The sequence below is a fragment of the Candidatus Magnetaquiglobus sp. genome, from assembly GCF_058402785.1.
The window spans coordinates 31,869-50,741 of record NZ_JBZVFG010000018.1 but is presented as its reverse complement, the minus strand read 5'-3'; the positions used below and the strand labels follow the sequence as shown (position 1 = coordinate 50,741).

The 18,873-nt window shown below is 62.6% G+C and carries 13 protein-coding genes; 9 read left to right on the top strand and 4 right to left on the bottom strand.

What is annotated here, in order from left to right; all coding sequences use genetic code 11:
• Window positions 1-62 precede the first annotated feature (62 nt).
• Together ACV4UY_RS08145 and ACV4UY_RS08140 are read left to right on the top strand one after the other, a co-directional pair.
• Window positions 63-2,081 carry a SulP family inorganic anion transporter gene (locus tag ACV4UY_RS08145; RefSeq protein WP_491607103.1) on the top strand — a complete coding sequence of 673 codons (2,019 nt, stop codon included), beginning with the start codon at window positions 63-65 and terminating at the stop codon, window positions 2,079-2,081.
• A gap of 184 nt (window positions 2,082-2,265) precedes the next feature.
• Window positions 2,266-2,664 (top strand): bacteriohemerythrin, encoded by a 399-nt coding sequence (locus tag ACV4UY_RS08140; protein WP_491607102.1) that lies wholly within the window; start codon window positions 2,266-2,268, stop codon window positions 2,662-2,664.
• Window positions 2,665-2,771: 107 nt separating this feature from the next.
• Here ACV4UY_RS08140 and map read toward each other — a convergent pair whose 3' ends face one another.
• Entirely contained in the window at window positions 2,772-3,581 is an 810-nt protein-coding gene (gene map / locus ACV4UY_RS08135) for a type I methionyl aminopeptidase (RefSeq protein ID WP_491607101.1), read from the bottom strand.
• A 135-nt stretch (window positions 3,582-3,716) separates the two neighbouring features.
• Entirely contained in the window at window positions 3,717-4,544 is an 828-nt protein-coding gene (locus ACV4UY_RS08130) for a PDZ domain-containing protein (protein WP_491607100.1), read from the bottom strand.
• Window positions 4,545-4,883: 339 nt separating this feature from the next.
• Here ACV4UY_RS08130 and carA point away from each other — a divergent pair, with 339 nt between their 5' ends.
• From carA to guaA, 6 genes are all read left to right on the top strand, one after another.
• Window positions 4,884-6,032 (top strand): glutamine-hydrolyzing carbamoyl-phosphate synthase small subunit, encoded by a 1,149-nt coding sequence (gene carA, locus ACV4UY_RS08125; RefSeq protein WP_491607099.1) that lies wholly within the window; start codon window positions 4,884-4,886, stop codon window positions 6,030-6,032.
• Between the two features lies 1 nt (window position 6,033).
• Window positions 6,034-9,270 (top strand): carbamoyl-phosphate synthase large subunit, encoded by a 3,237-nt coding sequence (gene carB, locus ACV4UY_RS08120; RefSeq protein ID WP_491607098.1) that lies wholly within the window; start codon window positions 6,034-6,036, stop codon window positions 9,268-9,270.
• 19 nt (window positions 9,271-9,289) lie between these two features.
• Entirely contained in the window at window positions 9,290-9,763 is a 474-nt protein-coding gene (gene greA, locus ACV4UY_RS08115) for a transcription elongation factor GreA (protein ID WP_491607097.1), read from the top strand.
• A gap of 13 nt (window positions 9,764-9,776) precedes the next feature.
• Window positions 9,777-10,454, top strand: a complete 678-nt coding sequence (locus tag ACV4UY_RS08110; RefSeq protein WP_491607096.1) for an RlmE family RNA methyltransferase — start codon at window positions 9,777-9,779, stop codon at window positions 10,452-10,454.
• Between the two features lie 67 nt (window positions 10,455-10,521).
• Complete coding sequence (guaB, locus tag ACV4UY_RS08105; protein ID WP_491607095.1) at window positions 10,522-11,988, top strand: IMP dehydrogenase; 1,467 nt, start codon at window positions 10,522-10,524, stop codon at window positions 11,986-11,988.
• Window positions 11,989-13,551, top strand: coding sequence for a glutamine-hydrolyzing GMP synthase (guaA, locus tag ACV4UY_RS08100; protein WP_491607094.1), 1,563 nt, complete (start codon window positions 11,989-11,991; stop codon window positions 13,549-13,551).
• A gap of 333 nt (window positions 13,552-13,884) precedes the next feature.
• Here guaA and ACV4UY_RS08095 read toward each other — a convergent pair whose 3' ends face one another.
• The gene (locus ACV4UY_RS08095) at window positions 13,885-14,541 is read right to left on the bottom strand and encodes an OmpA family protein (protein ID WP_491607093.1); all 657 of its coding nucleotides are present in this window, start codon (window positions 14,539-14,541) and stop codon (window positions 13,885-13,887) included.
• A gap of 249 nt (window positions 14,542-14,790) precedes the next feature.
• Between ACV4UY_RS08095 and ACV4UY_RS08090 the strand changes: the two genes are divergently transcribed.
• Window positions 14,791-16,302 (top strand): methyl-accepting chemotaxis protein, encoded by a 1,512-nt coding sequence (locus tag ACV4UY_RS08090; protein WP_491607092.1) that lies wholly within the window; start codon window positions 14,791-14,793, stop codon window positions 16,300-16,302.
• Window positions 16,303-16,367: 65 nt separating this feature from the next.
• Here the strand turns inward: ACV4UY_RS08090 and ACV4UY_RS08085 are convergent, their stop codons facing one another.
• On the bottom strand, window positions 16,368-18,797 hold the full coding sequence (locus ACV4UY_RS08085) for an SEL1-like repeat protein (RefSeq protein WP_491607091.1): 2,430 nt from the start codon (window positions 18,795-18,797) through the stop codon (window positions 16,368-16,370).
• Window positions 18,798-18,873: the final 76 nt, after the last annotated feature.

The following is an 18,873-nucleotide window of genomic DNA, read 5'->3' as shown; positions in this document are numbered from 1 at the left end:
CCCCTGCAACGATGGGGGTTCTGAACAACCAATCAGGTATCATTGACTTCGACCAACCCACCATGTCCAGATCCCATTCGCTCCCGTTTTATGACACCCTGAAAACCTATCAACTCTCCTGGTTGCGTTACGATCTCGTTGCCGGACTCACCGCCTGCGTGGTCATGATTCCCTCGGTGATCGCCTATGCCGAATTGGTACACATGCCGCCCATTTCCGGGGTTTACGCGGCACTGGCCGCGTCGGTCGGCTACGCCTTGTTCGCCTCTTCCCGGCATGTGATCGCCGGTCCGGATGCGGCCATCGGCCTTCTGGCCGGCACGGCCATCCTGCCGCTCGCCGCCGGAGATCCGTCGCGGATTCCGGCCCTGGCCGCGCTGCTGGCCCTGCTCTCCGGCACCATCCTGGTCTTCGCGGCCCACTTGCGCATCGGCACCATCGCCGATTTCCTCTCCCGACCGGTTCTGGTCGGCTATCTGAACGGCGCCTCGTTGATCCTGGTCTCGACCCAGCTGGGCAAGCTGTTCGCCATCAAGACCAGCGGCGAGGATTTTTTTCCCCTGCTCTGGCAGATCGCCACGCAGATCCATCAGACCCACGCGCCCACCCTGATCTTCGGCATCGCCACGATCCTGACCCTGATCGTCATCGCCCGACATCTGCCCTGGCTGCCCGGCGCGCTGGTGGTGTCGGTATTGGGGATCCTGGCGGCCCGCTACCTCGGATTGGGCGAAATGGGGGTGATCCTGGTGGGTGCAGTTCCGGCTGGCGCCCCGGCACTGGCCATGCCGGTCATCCACTGGTCCGATCTGCCCGCGCTGGTACCCGCCGCCCTGGCGATCGCCTTTCTGGCCTTTTCCGATGGCATTCTGCTGGCCCAGGTGTTCGCGGACAAAAACCGCTACCAGATCAATCCAAACCAGGAGTTGAGCGCCCTGGGCATGGCCAACATCGGCGCCAGTCTGCTGAGTGGCTTCCCGGTCTCCGCCAGTCAATCCCGCACCTCGATCGTCGATTCCACCGGAGGCAAGTCACAGATGGCGCAACTGGTCGCCGCCGCCGGGTTGTTGCTGTTCCTCTTCTTTTTGACCGATCTGCTCGCCTTCCTTCCCAAGGTGACCCTGGGGGCGATTCTGATCGTCACCGGTTTGGGAATGCTGGAGATTGCCCCCTTGAGGGAACTCCTGCGCCAGGATCGTTTCGAATTCTCCATCTCCATGGCCGTGACCCTGGGGATCCTGATCTCCGGGGTGGTGCCGGGCATCATCCTGGGACTTCTGATCGCCCTCATCGGGCTGATCGTCGAGGTCTCCCGCCCTGGCGATGCGGTGCTCCGTCGGCCTGGACCAGGACGAAAATTCCGCGACTTCGGCGTCAACTCCGTGGAGGGCGAAACCATCGACGGGTTGTTGGTCTACCGGCTCTATGCCCCGTTGATCTATGCCAATGCCCGCCATGTGACCAACCGGCTTCGGCAGTTGATCACCTCGTCCACCGTGCCGATCCAGTGGTTGATCATCGACGCCCAGGCGATCACCGACATGGATATCACCGCCGCGCAACGGTTCGCCGAATTCCTGCGCGAGGTCAACGCCATGGGGATCGAGGTAAAAATCGCCGACACCACCTATCCGTTCCGCCGGCAACTCGAACGTATGGGACTGACCAAGAATCTCGAGCCTGGATACCTGTTCCCAACCGTCAAGAAGGCGGTGGAGGCCTACGAGGCGCTGCTCAGTCCGATCCAGGAGCTGGAGTTGCTCGCCCAGGAGCCGGATTCGGAACCGTTCACCATTCTGTTGCGGCGCGAGGGGTCCAATCTGACGGTTTCGTGTACCTGTGGCGGAAACGACGAGGAGCGGACCTGCGACCATCGACTGGCGGTGTTGCGCGGGGATCTTTCCGCGCTGAATCTGCTCAATACCGAGGAACATGAGATCCGCAACCTCACCCGGATGATCGAGGGCACGGACGTTGAACTGGCCTGGAGTCGTCTGTCCACCACGGAGAAGTTGATGCAGGAGATCCAGAAGGATTATCAGCAGGCCAAGGATGAGATCATCAAGGCGATGAACGATTGATGGGACACGGGGTTCGGATCTCTCCGGCGTGGCGGGATCCGGACCGGAGCGGTTCATGACGGCTGGAAACGGGGCCTGATCGAGGCTATGCTTGCGTGGACCATCTGGGAGAGGGGGCATCCATTCCCGGGATCGGACCCAGCCGCTCTCACCCATTCAGCCTTTGCAGGGAGGGGCCATACCCATGATCAGCGTGGAATGGAAACCGGAGTACGAGATCGGCAATGCCGAGATCGATGGACAGCATCGTTTTTTGTTTGACATCGCCAATCGTATTTTTCAGATCCTGGGCACCGAGGAGCAGATTTTGGTCCTGAGCGAACTGTTCGATGAACTGTTCGAGTACACCCGTCGGCATTTTCGGGACGAAGAGGTGATCTGGCGTCCGCTTGGCGAGGAGATATTCCAGGCGCATCGGAACAAGCATCTTCTGCTTCGAACCCAGCTCGAGGCGATCTGGTTGAGCGATTCGATCTTCAATCGGGACAAGACCGCCCAATCGCTGTATGAATGGGTGAGCGCGCTGCTCCATCACGTCTTGAATTTCGATCGGGGCATGAATCGGAAACTTCTGGAATCGTAACGGTTCGGGCCCCCACGATTGCAGGGGGCTGAATCGTTGCGAAGCTTCACTTCATGAGCCGGTTTTGCCGCGCGCGCGGTCTTCTGCCCGACGCGAACACGCCGGGTTCACGCCAGAACGGAAAGATTCCCTTCCGCATACTCCCCATCCAGATCGGTCAACACCTCGTAGCCGGTCTCGGTGACCAGGATGGTGTGCTCGAACTGGGCCGAGAGCGAATGGTCCTTGGTGACCACGGTCCAGCGGTCCGGAAGGACGCGAATCTCCGCGCCGCCGAGGTTGACCATCGGCTCCACGGTGAAGATCATGCCAGGTTTGAGTTCCGCGCCGGGAGGAAGCTTGCGACCGCTCTTGTCCGTGATGTAATGAAGCACGGCAGGCTCCTCGTGGAACTCCCGACCGATGCCGTGTCCGCAATACTCCCGCACCACCGAACATTGATTCTTCAGGGCCAGCACCTCGATGGCCGCGCCGATGTCGCCGAAATGGCCCTTGGGACGGATCACCCGAATGCCGGCGTCCAGACACTTCTTGGCCACCTGGACCAGACGGACCGCCTTGGGGATGGGGGTGCCGACGTGAAAGGTCTTGTTGGTGTCGCCGTGAAAGCCGTTCAGGTGGGCGGTGACATCGATGTTGATGATGTCACCGTCACGCAGGGTGCGCGGACCGGGGATGCCGTGGCAAACCTGCTGGTTGATGGAGGTGCAGATCGATTTCGGAAAGCCCCGATAGTTGAGCGGCGAGGGGCGGGCGTTGTTGTTCACCAGGAACGCGTGACAGAGGTCGTTGAGTTGCTGGGTGGAAACGCCGGGCTGGACGTGCGGCTCGATCATTTTCAAGGTGAGCGCGGCCAGCTGGCAGGAGGCGCGCATCAGCTCGATCTCTTCGGCGGTCTTTATTTTGATGGCTGGCATGATGGTTCCCGGTTCCTCGGTGACTCGTGATCCGCGTGATCTCGCGGCGCGATGTGGTATGAGGCGCGCCGTTATTGCGCAAAATATTTTTCTATTGCGCAAGAAGAACTTTGCACAATCATGAGACTGCCCGGATCACGGTGGATCCGCGGGGGGGGCGGCCAGTTGGGCCTGAGTGTCGATCAACTGCCCCTTGCGGTGGATGGTCATCTCCACCAGATCGCCGGGCTTGAAGCCGCGCAGCACCCGGGCCATGGCGCGCGGCGAGCCGATCGATTGACCGTTCACGGAGATGATCTGATCCCCGATTTTCAAACCCGCCCGTTCGCCGGGGCCGCCAGGAGCCACGCGGGCGACCGCGACCCCGTTGGGGGCCAGCTCCGGAGCCACCCCCAGCCAGACGGTGGCCGGTGGTTCGGCAGGGTCGGCGGGCATCTCCCGCGCCTGGGGTGGCGCCATCTCTTCCAGGGGAGGCATCCCTTCCGGGGGCATGGCATACGCATCCGGGAGTTGACGGGCCATCTCCGGGGAGAGGGATGGCTGACCCGGCCAGGCTTCGGCGCGGGGGCGCTCGCGCGATGGCTGTGGGCCGCGCGGCTCCTCGTTTCGTCCGTCCGGGGCGATGGAGGGGTGATCGCGGCTGTCGTCCGGAGTGATCTTGATCTCCTTTTCTTCGCCCTTGCGCTGCACGAGCAGGGTCAACTCCTTGCCGGGCTGGGCCGAGGCCAGCGTGGCGAGAAAATCCCGCGTCGAGACGATTCCCTTGCCATCCACCTTCAACACGATGTCGTTGCGGGTCAGTCCCGCCTTGTCCGCCGGTCCATCCTTGAAGATCTCGCCGACCCGTACACCTTCCGGGGGTTGCACCGTGATCCCCAGCCAGCCGCCGGCCATGGCCGGAGAGGCGAGAAGCGAAACGAGCGCGGTCATGGTCAAGACGCGGCGGGTACGGGTCGCGGACATGCGGTCTGCCTCCGAAAGAAAATTAAGGGTCGCGAAGCGCCATCCAATCCGGCATAATGGATCAAGAAACTCCCCAGGTTGGCGTGCCCGTGGCAGGGAGGTGCGAGGTTCCCGCCATCATGCCAGGTTACGAGAAAGCATAGAGGGATTTTTGCGGCGCGTCCACCTGCGTTGACTTTCGGAACACGTCGGGAGTATAAATGGGGATTGATCCGGGTGCCGTGGGGGCCGACCGAAGTTTCACGGTACGGAAAAACGCGGGCATGCCGCGCTCCCTCTTCCCCAGGGAGGCTGGCCCGGATCATGGCATGGGAATTACTCGACGATAAGGATGGTCGCATGGCGAACGATAACGGGCGGGCCGTGCTGGTGCTGGAGGACGGGACGCGCTTCGATGGCTTATCCTTCGGCGCGGGCGGTGAGCAGGTGGGCGAAGTCTGTTTCAACAGCTCCATGACCGGCTATCAGGAGATCATCACCGATCCCTCCTACGCGGGTCAGATCGTCACCATGACCGCGCCGCAGATCGGCAACGTGGGGGTCAACCCCGAGGACATGGAGTCCGAACGACCCCGCATCCGCGGCTTCGTGGTCAAGGAGAACTCCCGGATCGTCTCCAACTGGCGAGCCCGCGAGTCGCTGCCGGAGTTTCTCAAACGGTACGACGTGCCGGCCATCGAAGGGATCGACACCCGGCGACTGGTCAACCACTTGCGCGAAAACGGCGCGCTGCGCGGCGTGCTCTCCACCCTCGACTTCGATACCGCCTCCCTGGTCGCCAAGGCGCGCGCCTGGCCCGGCCTGGCCGGCATGGACCTCACCCCCGAGGTGACCTGCGACACCCCGCACGACTGGACCGATGGCCCGATCCCCTGGAAAAAGGAGATCTGGAGCGCCAGCGATCGCGACGAGTCGGAACGCACCTTTTCCGGCAAACGGGTCGTGGCCCTGGATTTCGGCATCAAACGCAACATCCTGCGCGGTCTGGTCTCCGTGGGGTGCCACGTGAAGGTGCTGCCCCGCGCCGCCACCCTGGACGACATCCTCTCCCGCAAACCGGACGGGGTTTTCCTCTCCAACGGTCCCGGTGATCCGGAGGCGGTCCACCACGCCATCGCCGTGATCCGCCAACTGCTCGAAACCGATCTGCCGATCTTCGGGATCTGTCTGGGCCACCAGATGCTCTCCCTGGCCCTGGGCGCCAAAACCCGAAAACTGAAATTCGGCCATCGCGGCGGCAACCATCCGGTCAAGAATCTCCTGACCGGCCAGGTCGAGGTCACCTCCCAGAACCACGGCTTCGTGGTCGAACCCGACGGCATGCCGAATGACCTCGAGGTGACCCATCTCTCTTTGTTCGATGGCACCGTCGAGGGGGTGCGGTTGAAATCCCGACCGGTCTTCTCGGTGCAGTACCATCCCGAAGCCAGTCCGGGGCCCCACGACGCCCATTATCTGTTCCGTCAATTCGCGTCGCTGATGGTGTGACATGCCAAAACGCACGGACATCCAAAGCATTCTCATCATCGGCGCCGGCCCGATCATCATCGGTCAGGCCTGCGAGTTCGACTACTCCGGGGTGCAGGCCTGCAAGGCCCTGAAAGAAGAAGGGTACAAGGTCATCCTGGTCAACTCCAATCCGGCCACCATCATGACCGATCCGGAGTTGGCCGACCGCACCTACGTCGAACCCCTGACCGTCGATTCCCTCACCTGCATCATCCGCCAGGAGCGCCCCGACGCGCTTCTGCCCACCATGGGTGGCCAGACCGCCCTGAATCTCGCCATGGCCTTGGCCAAGGCCGGGGTGCTCGACGAGTTCGGGGTGGAGCTGATCGGAGCCTCGAGCCAGGCGATCGCCAAGGCCGAGGACCGCATGCAGTTCAAGGAGGCGATGCACCGCATCGGCCTGGGACTGCCGCGCTCGGGGTTTGCCCATTCGCTGGAAGAGGCCCTCGAGGTGCTCGATGAGGTGGGGTTTCCGGCCATTCTGCGCCCGAGCTTCACGCTGGGCGGCACCGGCGGCGGCGTGGCCTACAACCGCGAGGAGTACGTGGAGCTGATCCGTTTCGGCCTGGCCGCCTCTCCGACCCGCGAAGTGCTGGTCGAGGAGTCGCTGTTGGGCTGGAAGGAGTTCGAGATGGAGGTGGTGCGCGATCGCGCCGACAACGCCATCATCGTCTGCTCCATCGAAAACCTCGACCCCATGGGGATCCACACCGGCGACTCGATCACCGTGGCCCCGGCCATGACCCTGACCGACAAGGAGTTGCAGGAGTTGCGCGACGCCTCGATCGCGGTGTTGCGCGAGATCGGCGTGGATACCGGCGGTTCCAACGTGCAGTTCGCCATCCAGCCCCAGACCGGGCGGATGATCATCATCGAGATGAACCCGCGGGTGTCGCGCTCCTCGGCCCTGGCCTCGAAGGCGACCGGTTTTCCGATCGCCAAGGTGGCCGCCAAGCTGGCGGTCGGGTATCTGCTGCCCGAGATCATGAACGACATCACCGGAGTCACCCCGGCCTCGTTCGAGCCCTCCATCGACTACGTGGTCACCAAGATCCCGCGCTTCACCTTCGAAAAATTTCCCCAGGCCGAAGCGATCCTTACCACGCAGATGAAATCGGTCGGCGAGGCGATGTCCATCGGACGCACCTTCAAGGAGTCTCTCCAGAAGGCGTTGCGCTCCATGGAGACCGGCCTGAGCGGATTCGATCCGGTGTTCGACCCGTCGGGCTTCGCCAATACTTCCGACATGGAGGCGGAGCTGGCCTGGCGGTTGAGCCATCCGGGTCCGGACCGGGTGTTGTTGCTGGCCGATGCCCTGCGCATAGGCAAGAGCGCTCAGTGGCTTCACGAGACCACGGTCATCGACCCCTGGTTTCTGGATCAGATCGCCCAGATCGTCGAGGCCGAACAGTCCCTGGCCGGGTTGGATCTCGCCGCGCTCCCCGCCGAGCGGTTGCGCGGCCTCAAGGCCATGGGCTTCTCCGATCAGAGGCTCGGTGCATTGCTGGGGTGTTCCGCCGCCGATGTACGCTCGGAACGACTGGCTAGGGAAATTCGACCGGTCTTCAAGCGGGTCGATACCTGCGCCGCCGAATTCGCCTCCCAGACCACCTACCTCTATTCGAGCTACGATCAGGCGTGCGAGGCCCGTCCGAGCGACCGGCGCAAGATCATGATCCTGGGCGGCGGTCCCAACCGCATCGGCCAGGGGATCGAGTTCGACTACTGCTGCGTCCACGCCGCCTTCGCGTTGAAGGAGGCCGGCTTCGAGACCATCATGGTCAACTGCAACCCGGAGACGGTCTCCACCGACTACGACACCTCGGACCGGCTCTATTTCGAGCCGTTGACCCTCGAGGACGTGTTGGCCATCGTCGATACGGAGAAACCCGAGGGGATCATCGTGCAGTTCGGCGGACAGACTCCCCTCAAGCTCGCCAAATCCCTGGAGGCCGCCGGCGCGCCGATCATCGGCACCTCGCCCGATGCCATCGACATCGCCGAGGATCGCGAACGGTTCCAGGTGTTGCTGCAACGGTTGGATCTGAAGCAACCCGAAAACGGTCTGGCCCGCTCTCCGGAAGAGGCGCGCCTCGTCGCCGAGAGGGTCGGCTACCCGGTGGTGGTGCGCCCCTCGTATGTCCTCGGCGGACGGGCCATGGAGATCGTCCACGACGCGGAAAATCTGGAACGCTACATGGTCACCGCGGTACGCGCCTCCCCGGACCATCCGGTGTTGATCGACCACTTCTTGAACGATGCCATCGAAATCGATGTCGATTGCGTCTCCGACGGCAAGGAGGCGGTGATCGGCGGCATCATGGAGCATATCGAGGAGGCGGGGGTCCACTCCGGGGATTCGGCCTGCTCGCTGCCCCCCTATTCGGTGGGCGAGGCCCTGCTGGAAGAGATCGAGCGTCAGACGCTCCAGTTGGCGGATGCGTTGGGCGTGGTCGGCCTGATGAACGTGCAGTTCGCCATCAAGGACGACGTGATCTATCTGCTGGAGGTCAATCCGCGTGCCTCGCGCACCGTGCCGTTCGTCTCCAAGGCCACCGGCGTGGCCCTGGCCAAGGCGGCGGCGCGGGTCATGGCCGGCGCCACCCTGGATGAGGTGGGGATGCGCCACTATCCCAAACTCGATCACGTCGCGGTCAAGGAGGTGGTCTTCCCGTTCCAGAAGTTCCCGGGCGTGGACACCGTGCTTGGTCCGGAGATGAAATCCACCGGCGAGGTGATGGGGCTGGCCGGCGATTTCGGACGCGCTTTCGCCAAGGCCCAGGAAGGGGCCGGCACGATCCTGCCACGTCTGCCGGCGGATGGCGGGATGGTGTTCATCTCGGTCAAGGATGCCGACAAGCAGGCGGTGATCGCACCCGCGCGCGGACTGTTGGAGCTGGGCTTCAAGCTCTGCGCCACCCGCGGCACGGCCAGCCACCTGATCCGCGAAGGGGTGGCCGTCAAGGTGGTCAACAAGGTCCAGGAGGGGCGTCCCGACATCGTGGACATGATGAAAAACGGCGAGGTGGCCATGGTCTTCAACACCACCCAGGGCAAACGGGCCCTGGCGGCCTCGTTCTCGCTGCGGCGCACGGCACTGATGACCGGCATACCCTATTTCACCACCGTGGCCGGGATGCGCGCCGCGGTTGAGGCCATGACCGCCGTGCGCGCGTGCGAACTTCAATGCAAGGCGTTGCAGGATTATCACGCTTGAGGGGGCTTGAGAAAAAAACATGAACAAGAAAGTACCGATGACCCTCCAAGGGGCGGAAAAACTCAAGGCCGAACTCAAACGCCGCAAGACCGAGGAGCGTTCCCGCATCGTCGAGGCGATCTCCGTGGCCCGCGATCACGGCGACCTCTCCGAAAACGCCGAGTATCACGCCGCCAAGGAGCAGCAATCCTTCAACGAGGGGCGCATCCAGGAGATCGAATCGATGCTGGCCCTCGCCGAGATCATCGATACCAGCCGCATCCGCTCCAACAAGGTGGTGTTCGGCGCCAAGGTGACGGTGGTGGACGAAAAGACCGATACCGAGTCCGTTTACCGCATCGTCGGCGAGGACGAGGCCGATCTGGAGCAGGGTATGATCTCCATCACCTCGCCCATGGCGCGCGGCATGATCGGGAAAGAGGTGGGCGATACCATCGAGGTGCGCGCGCCGAGCGGCGTGCTGCGTTACGAAATCCTCGCCATTCAGTTCTAGGTCGTCCTGTCCCATGGCCAACCGTCGCCCATCCAGCGCCCGTTGGCTGGAAGAACATCGCAACGATCCCTATGTGGCCGCCGCCAGACGCGACGGGTATCGCTCCCGCGCGGCCTACAAGCTCATCGAGATCGATGCCGCCCTGGCCTCCCGCTCCCAGGGACGGGGACTGTTTCGTCCCGGCGACGTGGTGGTGGAACTCGGCGCCGCGCCCGGTGGCTGGACCCAGGTGGCCGCCAGTCGCGTCGGCGATCAGGGCCGCGTGGTGGCCATGGATCTGCTGCCCATGGATCCGGTGCCAGGCGCGCTGATTCTCCAGGGGGATTTTTTGGACGCAACCATCCTGGAACCTTTGCGCGCCGGCATGGGTCCAACAGGTCAGGCGGATGTGCTGTTGTCCGACATGGCCCCGAACATGACCGGATTCAAGGTGGCCGATCAGGGACGCGGTTCGCTGCTGGTCGAGGCGGCCCTCGACTTTGCCGTCGAGGTGTTGCGCCCAGGCGGTCGCATCGTGATGAAACTCTTCCAGGGCCCCGATTTCCACGCACTGGTCCGCTTGACCCGCTTGCATTTTTCCTCCGTCAAGGTGGAAAAACCACCCGCGAGTCGCGATCGCAGCGCGGAGCTTTATCTCATCGGTTCCGGTTTCAAGGGGCGATCCGACCTTTTCAAGGAAAATGACGATTGATTCGGGTTGCGTCAAGAAAACTCGAGTCTCAGGGTATTGTGTAGACATCTCCAGCGTGAGGCATGCCATGCGCGTTATCAAACAGGCTTTGACATTCGACGATGTACTGCTCGTCCCGGCCTACTCGGAGGTGCTGCCGACCACGGTGGATATCTCCACCCGCCTGACCAGAAAAATCCGCCTCAACATCCCCCTGGTCTCCGCGGCCATGGATACGGTCACCGAGGCGCGCGCCGCCATCGCCATGGCCCAGGAAGGGGGCATCGGCATCATCCACAAAAACATGACCATCAAGGAACAGGCCACCGAGGTGCGCATCGTCAAACGGTTCGTCACCGGCCTGGTGCTCGATCCCTGGACCGTCACCCCGGAGGCCACCCTGCAAACCGCCATCGACCTCATGCGGGAAAAAAACATCTCCGGCATTCCGGTCACCGCCGAGGATGGTCAACTGCATGGCATCCTCACCAACCGCGACGTCCGGTTCGCCACCGATCTCACCCAGCCGGTCAAGGGGTTGATGACCCCGAAATCCAAACTGGTGACCGTGCAGCAGGGTGTGGCGATGAGCGAAGCCAAACGATTGCTGCACAAGCACCGCATCGAGAAATTGCTGGTGGTGGATGACACCTTCCGCTGCGTGGGATTGATCACGGTCAAGGATATCGAGAAATCCCAGACCAACCCCAATGCCTGCAAGGATGAAACCGGTCGGTTGCGGGTCGGCGCGGCGGTGGGCACCGGTCGGGATGGTCGTCGTCGCGTCGAGGCGCTGGTGGAGGCCGATGTGGATGTGGTGGTGGTCGATACCGCCCATGGCCACTCCAGGGGGGTGCTGGAGATCGTTTCCTGGATCAAGAATCGCTATCCCCAGGTGGAGGTGATCGCCGGCAACGTGGCCACCGCCGAGGCGACCCGTGCCCTGATCGATGCCGGAGCCGACGCGGTGAAGGTGGGGATCGGTCCGGGATCGATCTGCACCACCCGCATCGTCGCCGGCGTGGGGATCCCGCAGATCACCGCCATCTCCGACTGTTCCGAGGAGGCCGACAAGAGCGACGTGCCGATCATCGCGGATGGCGGCATCAAATATTCCGGCGAGATCGGCAAGGCGATCGCCGCCGGCGCCTCGACGGTGATGATGGGCTCGATGTTCGCCGGCGCGGACGAATCACCGGGCGAGGTGTTCCTTTACCAGGGGCGCAGCTACAAGACCTATCGCGGCATGGGATCCCTGGGGGCCATGGCCAAGGGATCGAAGGACCGCTATTTTCAGTCCGGGGTCGAAACCCGCAAACTGGTGCCCGAGGGGATCGAAGGGCGCGTGCCTTACAAGGGGCCGCTTTCGCTGTTGATCCACCAGATGGTGGGCGGACTGCGCGCGGCCATGGGGTACGTCGGCTGCGCGGATATCCTCTCCATGCGCACCAGGCCGGTCTTTGTCCAGATCACCAGCGCCGGACTCAAGGAGTCCCACGTTCATGACGTGACCATCACCAAGGAAGCGCCCAACTATCAATCGGGATTACTGTAGATGGATGACCTGTTGCACGCCCAGAAGATCCTGGTCCTCGATTATGGCTCGCAGTATACGCAATTGATCGCCCGTCGGGTGCGGGAGTCCGGGGCCTATTGCGAGATCCACCCCTGGAGCATGGAGGCCGAAGAGATTCAAGCCTTCGCGCCCAAGGGGATCATTCTCTCCGGCGGTCATCACTCGGTGTACGACGACGGCGCGCCGGGCATGAACGAGGCTGCGCTGGCCCAACAGGTGCCGATTCTGGGGATCTGCTACGGCATGCATCTGTTGGCCCGTCACTTCGGCGGCGAGGTCTCCCCCTCGGCGACCCGTGAGTATGGCCATGCGCTGTTGCGCGCCACCAGCAAGGGGCGGGAGTTTCCGGGTGGATTCCTCTCCCGTGGCGAGGGACGGGTGTGGATGAGCCACGGTGATCACGTCACGCGGGTGCCGTTCGGCTTCGAAACCCTGGCCATGAGCGACAACGGCATCCTGGCCGCGATGGAACATGTGGATCTGGCGATTCTGGGCGTGCAGTTCCACCCCGAGGTCAACCACACCGAGGATGGCGCCACCTTCATCCAAGGGTTCGTGCGGGATATCTGCGGCTGTTCCGGTCTGTGGACCGCCGGAAACGTGATCGAACACGAAATCGCGCGCGCACGCGAGAAGGTCGGCGCGGATCGGGTGATCCTGGGGCTTTCCGGCGGGGTGGATTCGGCGGTGACCGCGGTGTTGTTGCATCGGGCGCTGGGGGATCAATTGACCTGCGTGTTCGTGGACAACGGCCTGTTGCGCCTGAACGAGGGGGAGGAGGTGATGGCCACCTTCGCCAGCCATCTGGGCGTGAAGGTGATCCGTGTCGATGCCGAGGAGCGTTTTCTGTCGCGTCTGACCGGGGTGAGCGATCCGGAACAAAAACGCAAGATCATCGGTCACACCTTCATCGAGGTGTTCGAGGAGGAGGCCAAGAAGATCGACGGGGCCAGATGGCTCGCCCAGGGGACCATCTATCCGGACGTGATCGAATCCGCCGGAGCCAACACCAAGGCCGCCACCAACATCAAATCCCACCACAACGTCGGTGGATTGCCGGAGCGGATGGGGTTGAAGTTGCTCGAACCCCTGCGCGAACTGTTCAAGGATGAGGTGCGCTCGGTCGGACTGGAGCTGGGACTGCCGGCGCGCATGATCCTGCGCCATCCGTTTCCCGGTCCCGGACTCGGGGTGCGCATTCTGGGCGAGGTGAAGAAACCGTATGCGGATCTGTTGCGCCGCGCGGACGCGATCTATCTTGAGGAACTCTACAACACCGGCCATTACGACAAGATCTCCCAGGCCTTCGCGGTGTTTCTGCCGGTCAAGAGCGTGGGGGTGATGGGGGATGGCCGCAGCTACGACTACGTGGTGGCCCTGCGTGCGGTGGAGACCCGTGATTTCATGACCGCCAGCTGGTATCCCATGCCCCACGACATCCTTTCGCGCATCGCCAACCGCATCATCAACGAGGTCAAGGGGATCAACCGCGTGGTCTACGACATCACCTCCAAGCCCCCCGGCACCATTGAGTGGGAGTGAGGTTCAAGAAATCGTCGGTGACGAGGACGCTCGGAGATGGCCCGGTCACAGGTGTCATCGGTTGTTTCTGGGATCATTGAATCATGGAGACGCATGAAAAAGGAGGCGATGAGCCTTCTTTTTCAGTTTCTGGTCTTGGCACGGATGGGGGACAATCCGGACCATGGACCTCCGGTTCAGGAGTTTCCATAACTTGCATGATGGGGGGGAGATCCCCCCTCACCCCTCACCCCCCGGACCGTGGATCTCTCGTTCAGGAGTTCCCGTAACAAAAAAGGAGGCACGTGAGGTGCCTCCTTTTTTGTCATCGTGATGCGCTTGGTGAAAGCGGCATCACTTCATCGGCTTGAGTTCCACGCGACGGTTCTTGGCGCGGCCATCCGGGGTGGTGTTCGGCGCGACCGGCTTGTTGGCGCCGAAACCGGCGGTGGTCAGACGCTTGGCATCGATGCCCTTCTTGGACAGATACTGCTTGACCGATTCGGCGCGGGCCTTGGCGAGCTTGTCGTTGTGGGGCTTGGTGCCGGTGTTGTCGGTGTGGCCCTGGACTTCGATCTTGACGTTCGGATTGTTCTTCAAGACCGTCACCACGCTGTCGAGGAGCGGGAAGGAGATCGGCTCGATCACGGCCTTGTCGGTCTTGAAGTGCAGGTTGTCGAGCACCCAGCAGCCGACGGCATTGACCTTGGCGCCCAACGGGGTGCCGGGGCACTGATCCTTGGAGTTGAGCACGCCATCCTTGTCGTCGTCACCATCGACCGGCGCGGGAGCCGGCGCGGGGGCCGGAGCTGGCGCGGCGGGCGCGTCGCCATTGCAGAAGAAGCACTGCGTGCCGGCGGCGGCGAGTTGGTTGCTGCTCTTTTGCGGATGCCACTGGGAATAGCCGTTCTTGGCCATCCAACCTTCCTTGACGGAGGCGGGGGTACAGGCCGACAGGCCCAGGGTGACGACGCCGGCCATGGCCAACAGGGTGATATTGGTATGTTTCATGGTGTCCATCGACTCTAAGGTTGGAGGTAAGGAAAGTTGCAATCTACCAGATTCTGGTGAAGTTGTCACTCTTGAAATTTCCGAGGCCGTTTTTTTCTTGAATGCCTTGTTTGGGTGGACTTCATCGATCCTCTGATTAAAAATGAACCTTTATGAAGAAAAAATATTGACAAATTGGCAAACTTGGCAATATGGTGGCATGATATAAATATATTCTTCCATGAATAAAATGGTCAAGGAAAGATTCTCATGAAGCGAATCCGCATCGGTACCAAATTGGCCCTGGCGTTTGTTTTCATTTTGTTGGTCGTCTTCGCGGGGTTTGTGGGAACCTACTGGTCGTTGAACAGCGTCGAGGTGGCCGCGCGGCAGGTCGAGGAGGAGAGCCTTCCCTTCGCGCTTCTGGCCCACGAGATGACCGCCGGGGTGATCAATGTGCAGCAGTTTTTCAGTGATGTGGCCGCCACCCACGAGACCGATGGGCTCAAGGAGGCCGAAGAAGCGGCCAAGGTGTTCAAGGAAGGCGTGGGAAAATTTCAGCGCATGTTCCAGAATGAACAGGATCACGCTGCCCTGGAGAAACTGCGCGACATGGACCGCGCCTTTGATCTTTATTTTGTCAAGGGCGGCGAAATGGCCCATGCCTATCTGAATGAGGGATTGGAGGCCGGCAACGCACTCATGGAGGTGTTTGACGAGGCTTCCACGAACACGCAGAAGAAATTGGCCTGGTTGCGAGATGGCCAAACCATTGAAGCGATTGAGAACACAAAACATATTCGCGACCAGGTGGGCTGGGTGCGATCCATCCTGATCGGGGTGGGCATCTCCATCATGCTGTTGACGCTGGCCATCGGGATTCTGCTGACCCGTGATCTCACCCAACCGATCCGCGCATGCGAACGGAACATCCATCAACTGAGTCAGGGCGACCTCAACGTCAGCTGCACCTTGAATCGTCACGACGAATTCGGCTTGATGATCCAGAGCGTGATCGGCGTGGCGACCAGGTTGCGGGAGGTGATCGCCGGGGTTCAGGATGCCACGGATCATGTCACCTCCGGAAGCGAACAGCTCACCGCCACCGCCCAGGCGTTGGCCGAGGGTTCCACCCAGCAGGCCGCCGCCGTGGAGGAGACCTCCGCGGCCATGGAACAGATGTTGGCCAATATCCAGCAGAACACCCAAAATGCCCAGGAGACCCGCACCCTTTCGTCACGGGCCGCCAAAGACGCCAGGGAGGGGGGCGTGGCGGTGCGGGAGGCGGTGGTGGCCATGAAGGAGATCGCGCAACGGATCGCCATCATCGAGGAGATCGCCCGTCAGACCAATCTGTTGGCGTTGAATGCCGCCATCGAGGCGGCGCGGGCCGGGGAACAGGGCAAGGGATTCGCGGTGGTGGCCGCCGAGGTGCGCAAGCTCGCCGAGCGCAGCCAAGGCGCGGCAGGGGAGATCATGCATCTGGCCGACAACAGCGCGCGCACGGCGGAAAGGGCGGAAGCGATCATCCAGCGGGTGGTCCCGGACATCGAACGAACCGCCGGACGCATCGAGGAGATCGCCACGGCCACCCAGGAGCAGAACAGCGGGGTGGATCAGATCCACAAGGCCCTGCAACAGCTCGATCAGGTGATTCAGCGCAACGCCGGCTCCTCGGAGGAGATGGCCTCCACCGCCGGCGAACTCTCCCATCAGGCGCACCGTCTGGAAGGGCTGGTGGGATTCTTTCGGTTGAGTTCGGTTTCAGCCCGGCTGGGATGATTGCAGGGAACGATACCAGCCTGCTGAATGTGTTGCCGTTCATTGCGGAACGATACCCGTCCGCGCTACCCCCCCACCCGGGCCGGGAACTTCTCGTCCCACTCCTCGGCCAGCATCCGGGCGGCGGTGACCTGCTCCAGGCTCATTTCGCGGGCGATGGTGTTGCGCAGGCTGGCCGCTTCCTCGTTGCCGTAGCGGGCGGCCAGTTCCAGCCAGGCATGGGCGATCGTGAAGTCCTGGGGCACGCCGTGGGCCTTGGCGTACATGGCCCCCAGATTCAACCGCGCGCCGGCATGTCCCTGTTCGGCGGCCTTCAAATACCAGACCAGCGCCTGTTTGTCATCCTTCTGCACACCCAGGCCGTGTTCGTACATGAAGCCCAGGTTGGATTGGGCGTTGGCGTTGCCCTGGTTGGCCGCCTTGCGATACCACTCCACCGCCAGGGTGTCGTCGTGGGGCACGCCGCGACCGATGGCGTACATCACCCCGAGGTTGAACTGGGCGCCGGCATGGCCCTGATCCGCCGAACGGTGGAACCAGTAAACGGTCTGGATCAGATCCTTGGGTACCCCTTCGCCGGTCGAATATTTGATCGCCAGGTTGAACTGCGCGCCGGCGTGACCCTGCCGGGCGGCGCGCTGGAACCAGAAGGCGGCCTGTTTGGCATCCGGTCCCAGCTCCGACCAGTTGTCGCAGGCGATGCCCATGTTGAACTGGGCGATCGGATCGCCTTGTCGAGCGGCCTTGAAAAACCAGGAGATGGCCTGACGGTCATCCTTGGGCACCCCGCGTCCGCTGGCGTACATGAAGCCGAGGTTGAGCTGGGCGCGGGCATTGCCCAGATTGGCGGCCTTTTGATACCAGTGCCGGGCCTGAAGGAAATCCCGAGGCACCCCCTGGCCGTTTTCGAACATCACCCCGAGGTTGAACTGCGCTTTGGCGTGCTCCTGGGCCGCGGCCCTGGTCCAGCAGGTGATGGCCTTGATGGGATCCGTGATGAGGTCGCCGCGTCCGGTGGCGTGCAGGATGCCGAGGTTGAAGAGCGCCTTGGGGTGGCCCTGATCCGCCGCCTTGCGAAACCAGGCCGCGGCCTGACGATCGTCCTTCGGGCCGCTCCGTCCCTGTTCGTGCATCACCCCCAGGTTGTATTGCGCCTTGGCATCTCCCTTGTCGGCGGCGCGCGCAAACCAGTAGAAGGCCTGGAGATCGTCCCGCGGACCGACGCGACCTTGCTCGAACAACAGGCCGAGATTGAACTGCGCGGCCAGATGGTCCTGTTCGGCGGCCAGCCGATACCAGTTGGCGGCCTGTTCGTCGTCACGGGGCAGACCGCCGCGACCGTGTTCGTACATCACCGCCAGGTTGTACTGGGCCAGGGCATCCCCCTGATCCGCCGCGCTGCTCCACCAGAAGACCGCGTGGTCGTCGTTGGCGGTCAATCCCCCGCGTCCGGATTCGTGCATCACGCCCAAATTATACTGGGCCTTGGCAAACCCCTGACCAGCGGCGCGCGTCCACCAGAAAACCGCCTGCTCCTCGTCGATTTCGACCCCGCGACCGGTGATGTACATGCCGCCCAGGCTGTATTGGGCCTCGGCGTTCTGCTGTTCGGCGGCCAGCCGATACCAGGCCACCGCCTGGTCGTCGCTTTGCGTCAGACCTCCCCGTCCCTGGGCGTAAAGAACCCCCAGATTGAACTGGGCGTCCGGAAACCCCTGGCCCGCGGCCAGTCGATACCAGTGGGCGGCCTGTTCATCATCCTTGGGCACGCCGCGTCCCCGTTCGAACAGGATGCCCAGATTGAACCGGGCGCGGGCGTAGCCCTGTTCGGCGGCCTTTTGCCACCAACCGGCGGCCTGTTCATCATCCTGTCTCAATCCGCCGCGTCCGGCCTCGAACATCACCCCCAGGTTGAATTGCGCCTTGGCATCCCCCAGATGGGCTCCCTGGCTCCACCAATAAACCGCCTGGGAGTCGTCGTGAGCCACGCCCCGTCCATCTTCGTACAGGATGCCCAGATTGACGCAGGCGCGCCCCTCGCCCCGTTCTGCGGCCTGACGCCACCAGAAGGCGGCCTGCTCGTCGTCCTTGGGGAGGCCGCGTCCTTTTTCGTACAGAATCCCCAGATTGAATTGCGCGCCAGGATTGCCCTGAGTGGCGGCCTGGCGATACCAGAAGGCGGCCTGGGCATCGTCCTTGGGCACCCCGACCCCTTCTTCGTACATCAGCCCCAGATTCAACTGCGCGCCGTCGTGACCCTGGGTGGCGGCCTGACGGTAGCAGTGGGCCGCCTGTTCGGCATCCCTGGGAACCCCTTGACCGTTTTCGTACAGAATGCCGAGATTGAACAAGGCATCCGCATGGCCCTGCCTGGCCGCCTTGCTCCACCAGTGGGCCGCCTTCTGGTCATCCTTGGGCAGATCCCCGCCATCGTGGGAGGTGAAGCCCAAGAAAAATTGCGCCTCGGCATCCCCCTGTTCGGCCAATTCGACCATTTTTCGGAAATCGTCCACAATGGCACCTGCTCGCGAGCGTTTACACAGACTTGAAACCAAAGATGGGGAAGCCGGC

Bases quoted from the DNA above. Each gene is read 5' to 3' on its own strand.
- ACV4UY_RS08145 (WP_491607103.1), top strand. From the start codon at position 63: ATGTCCAGATCCCATTCGCTCCCGTTTTATGACACCCTGAAAACCTAT.
- ACV4UY_RS08140 (WP_491607102.1), top strand. From the start codon at position 2,266: ATGATCAGCGTGGAATGGAAACCGGAGTACGAGATCGGCAATGCCGAG.
- map (WP_491607101.1), bottom strand. From the start codon at position 3,581: ATGCCAGCCATCAAAATAAAGACCGCCGAAGAGATCGAGCTGATGCGC.
- ACV4UY_RS08130 (WP_491607100.1), bottom strand. From the start codon at position 4,544: ATGTCCGCGACCCGTACCCGCCGCGTCTTGACCATGACCGCGCTCGTT.
- carA (WP_491607099.1), top strand. From the start codon at position 4,884: ATGGCGAACGATAACGGGCGGGCCGTGCTGGTGCTGGAGGACGGGACG.
- carB (WP_491607098.1), top strand. From the start codon at position 6,034: ATGCCAAAACGCACGGACATCCAAAGCATTCTCATCATCGGCGCCGGC.
- greA (WP_491607097.1), top strand. From the start codon at position 9,290: ATGAACAAGAAAGTACCGATGACCCTCCAAGGGGCGGAAAAACTCAAG.
- ACV4UY_RS08110 (WP_491607096.1), top strand. From the start codon at position 9,777: ATGGCCAACCGTCGCCCATCCAGCGCCCGTTGGCTGGAAGAACATCGC.
- guaB (WP_491607095.1), top strand. From the start codon at position 10,522: ATGCGCGTTATCAAACAGGCTTTGACATTCGACGATGTACTGCTCGTC.
- guaA (WP_491607094.1), top strand. From the start codon at position 11,989: ATGGATGACCTGTTGCACGCCCAGAAGATCCTGGTCCTCGATTATGGC.
- ACV4UY_RS08095 (WP_491607093.1), bottom strand. From the start codon at position 14,541: ATGAAACATACCAATATCACCCTGTTGGCCATGGCCGGCGTCGTCACC.
- ACV4UY_RS08090 (WP_491607092.1), top strand. From the start codon at position 14,791: ATGAAGCGAATCCGCATCGGTACCAAATTGGCCCTGGCGTTTGTTTTC.
- ACV4UY_RS08085 (WP_491607091.1), bottom strand. From the start codon at position 18,797: ATGGTCGAATTGGCCGAACAGGGGGATGCCGAGGCGCAATTTTTCTTG.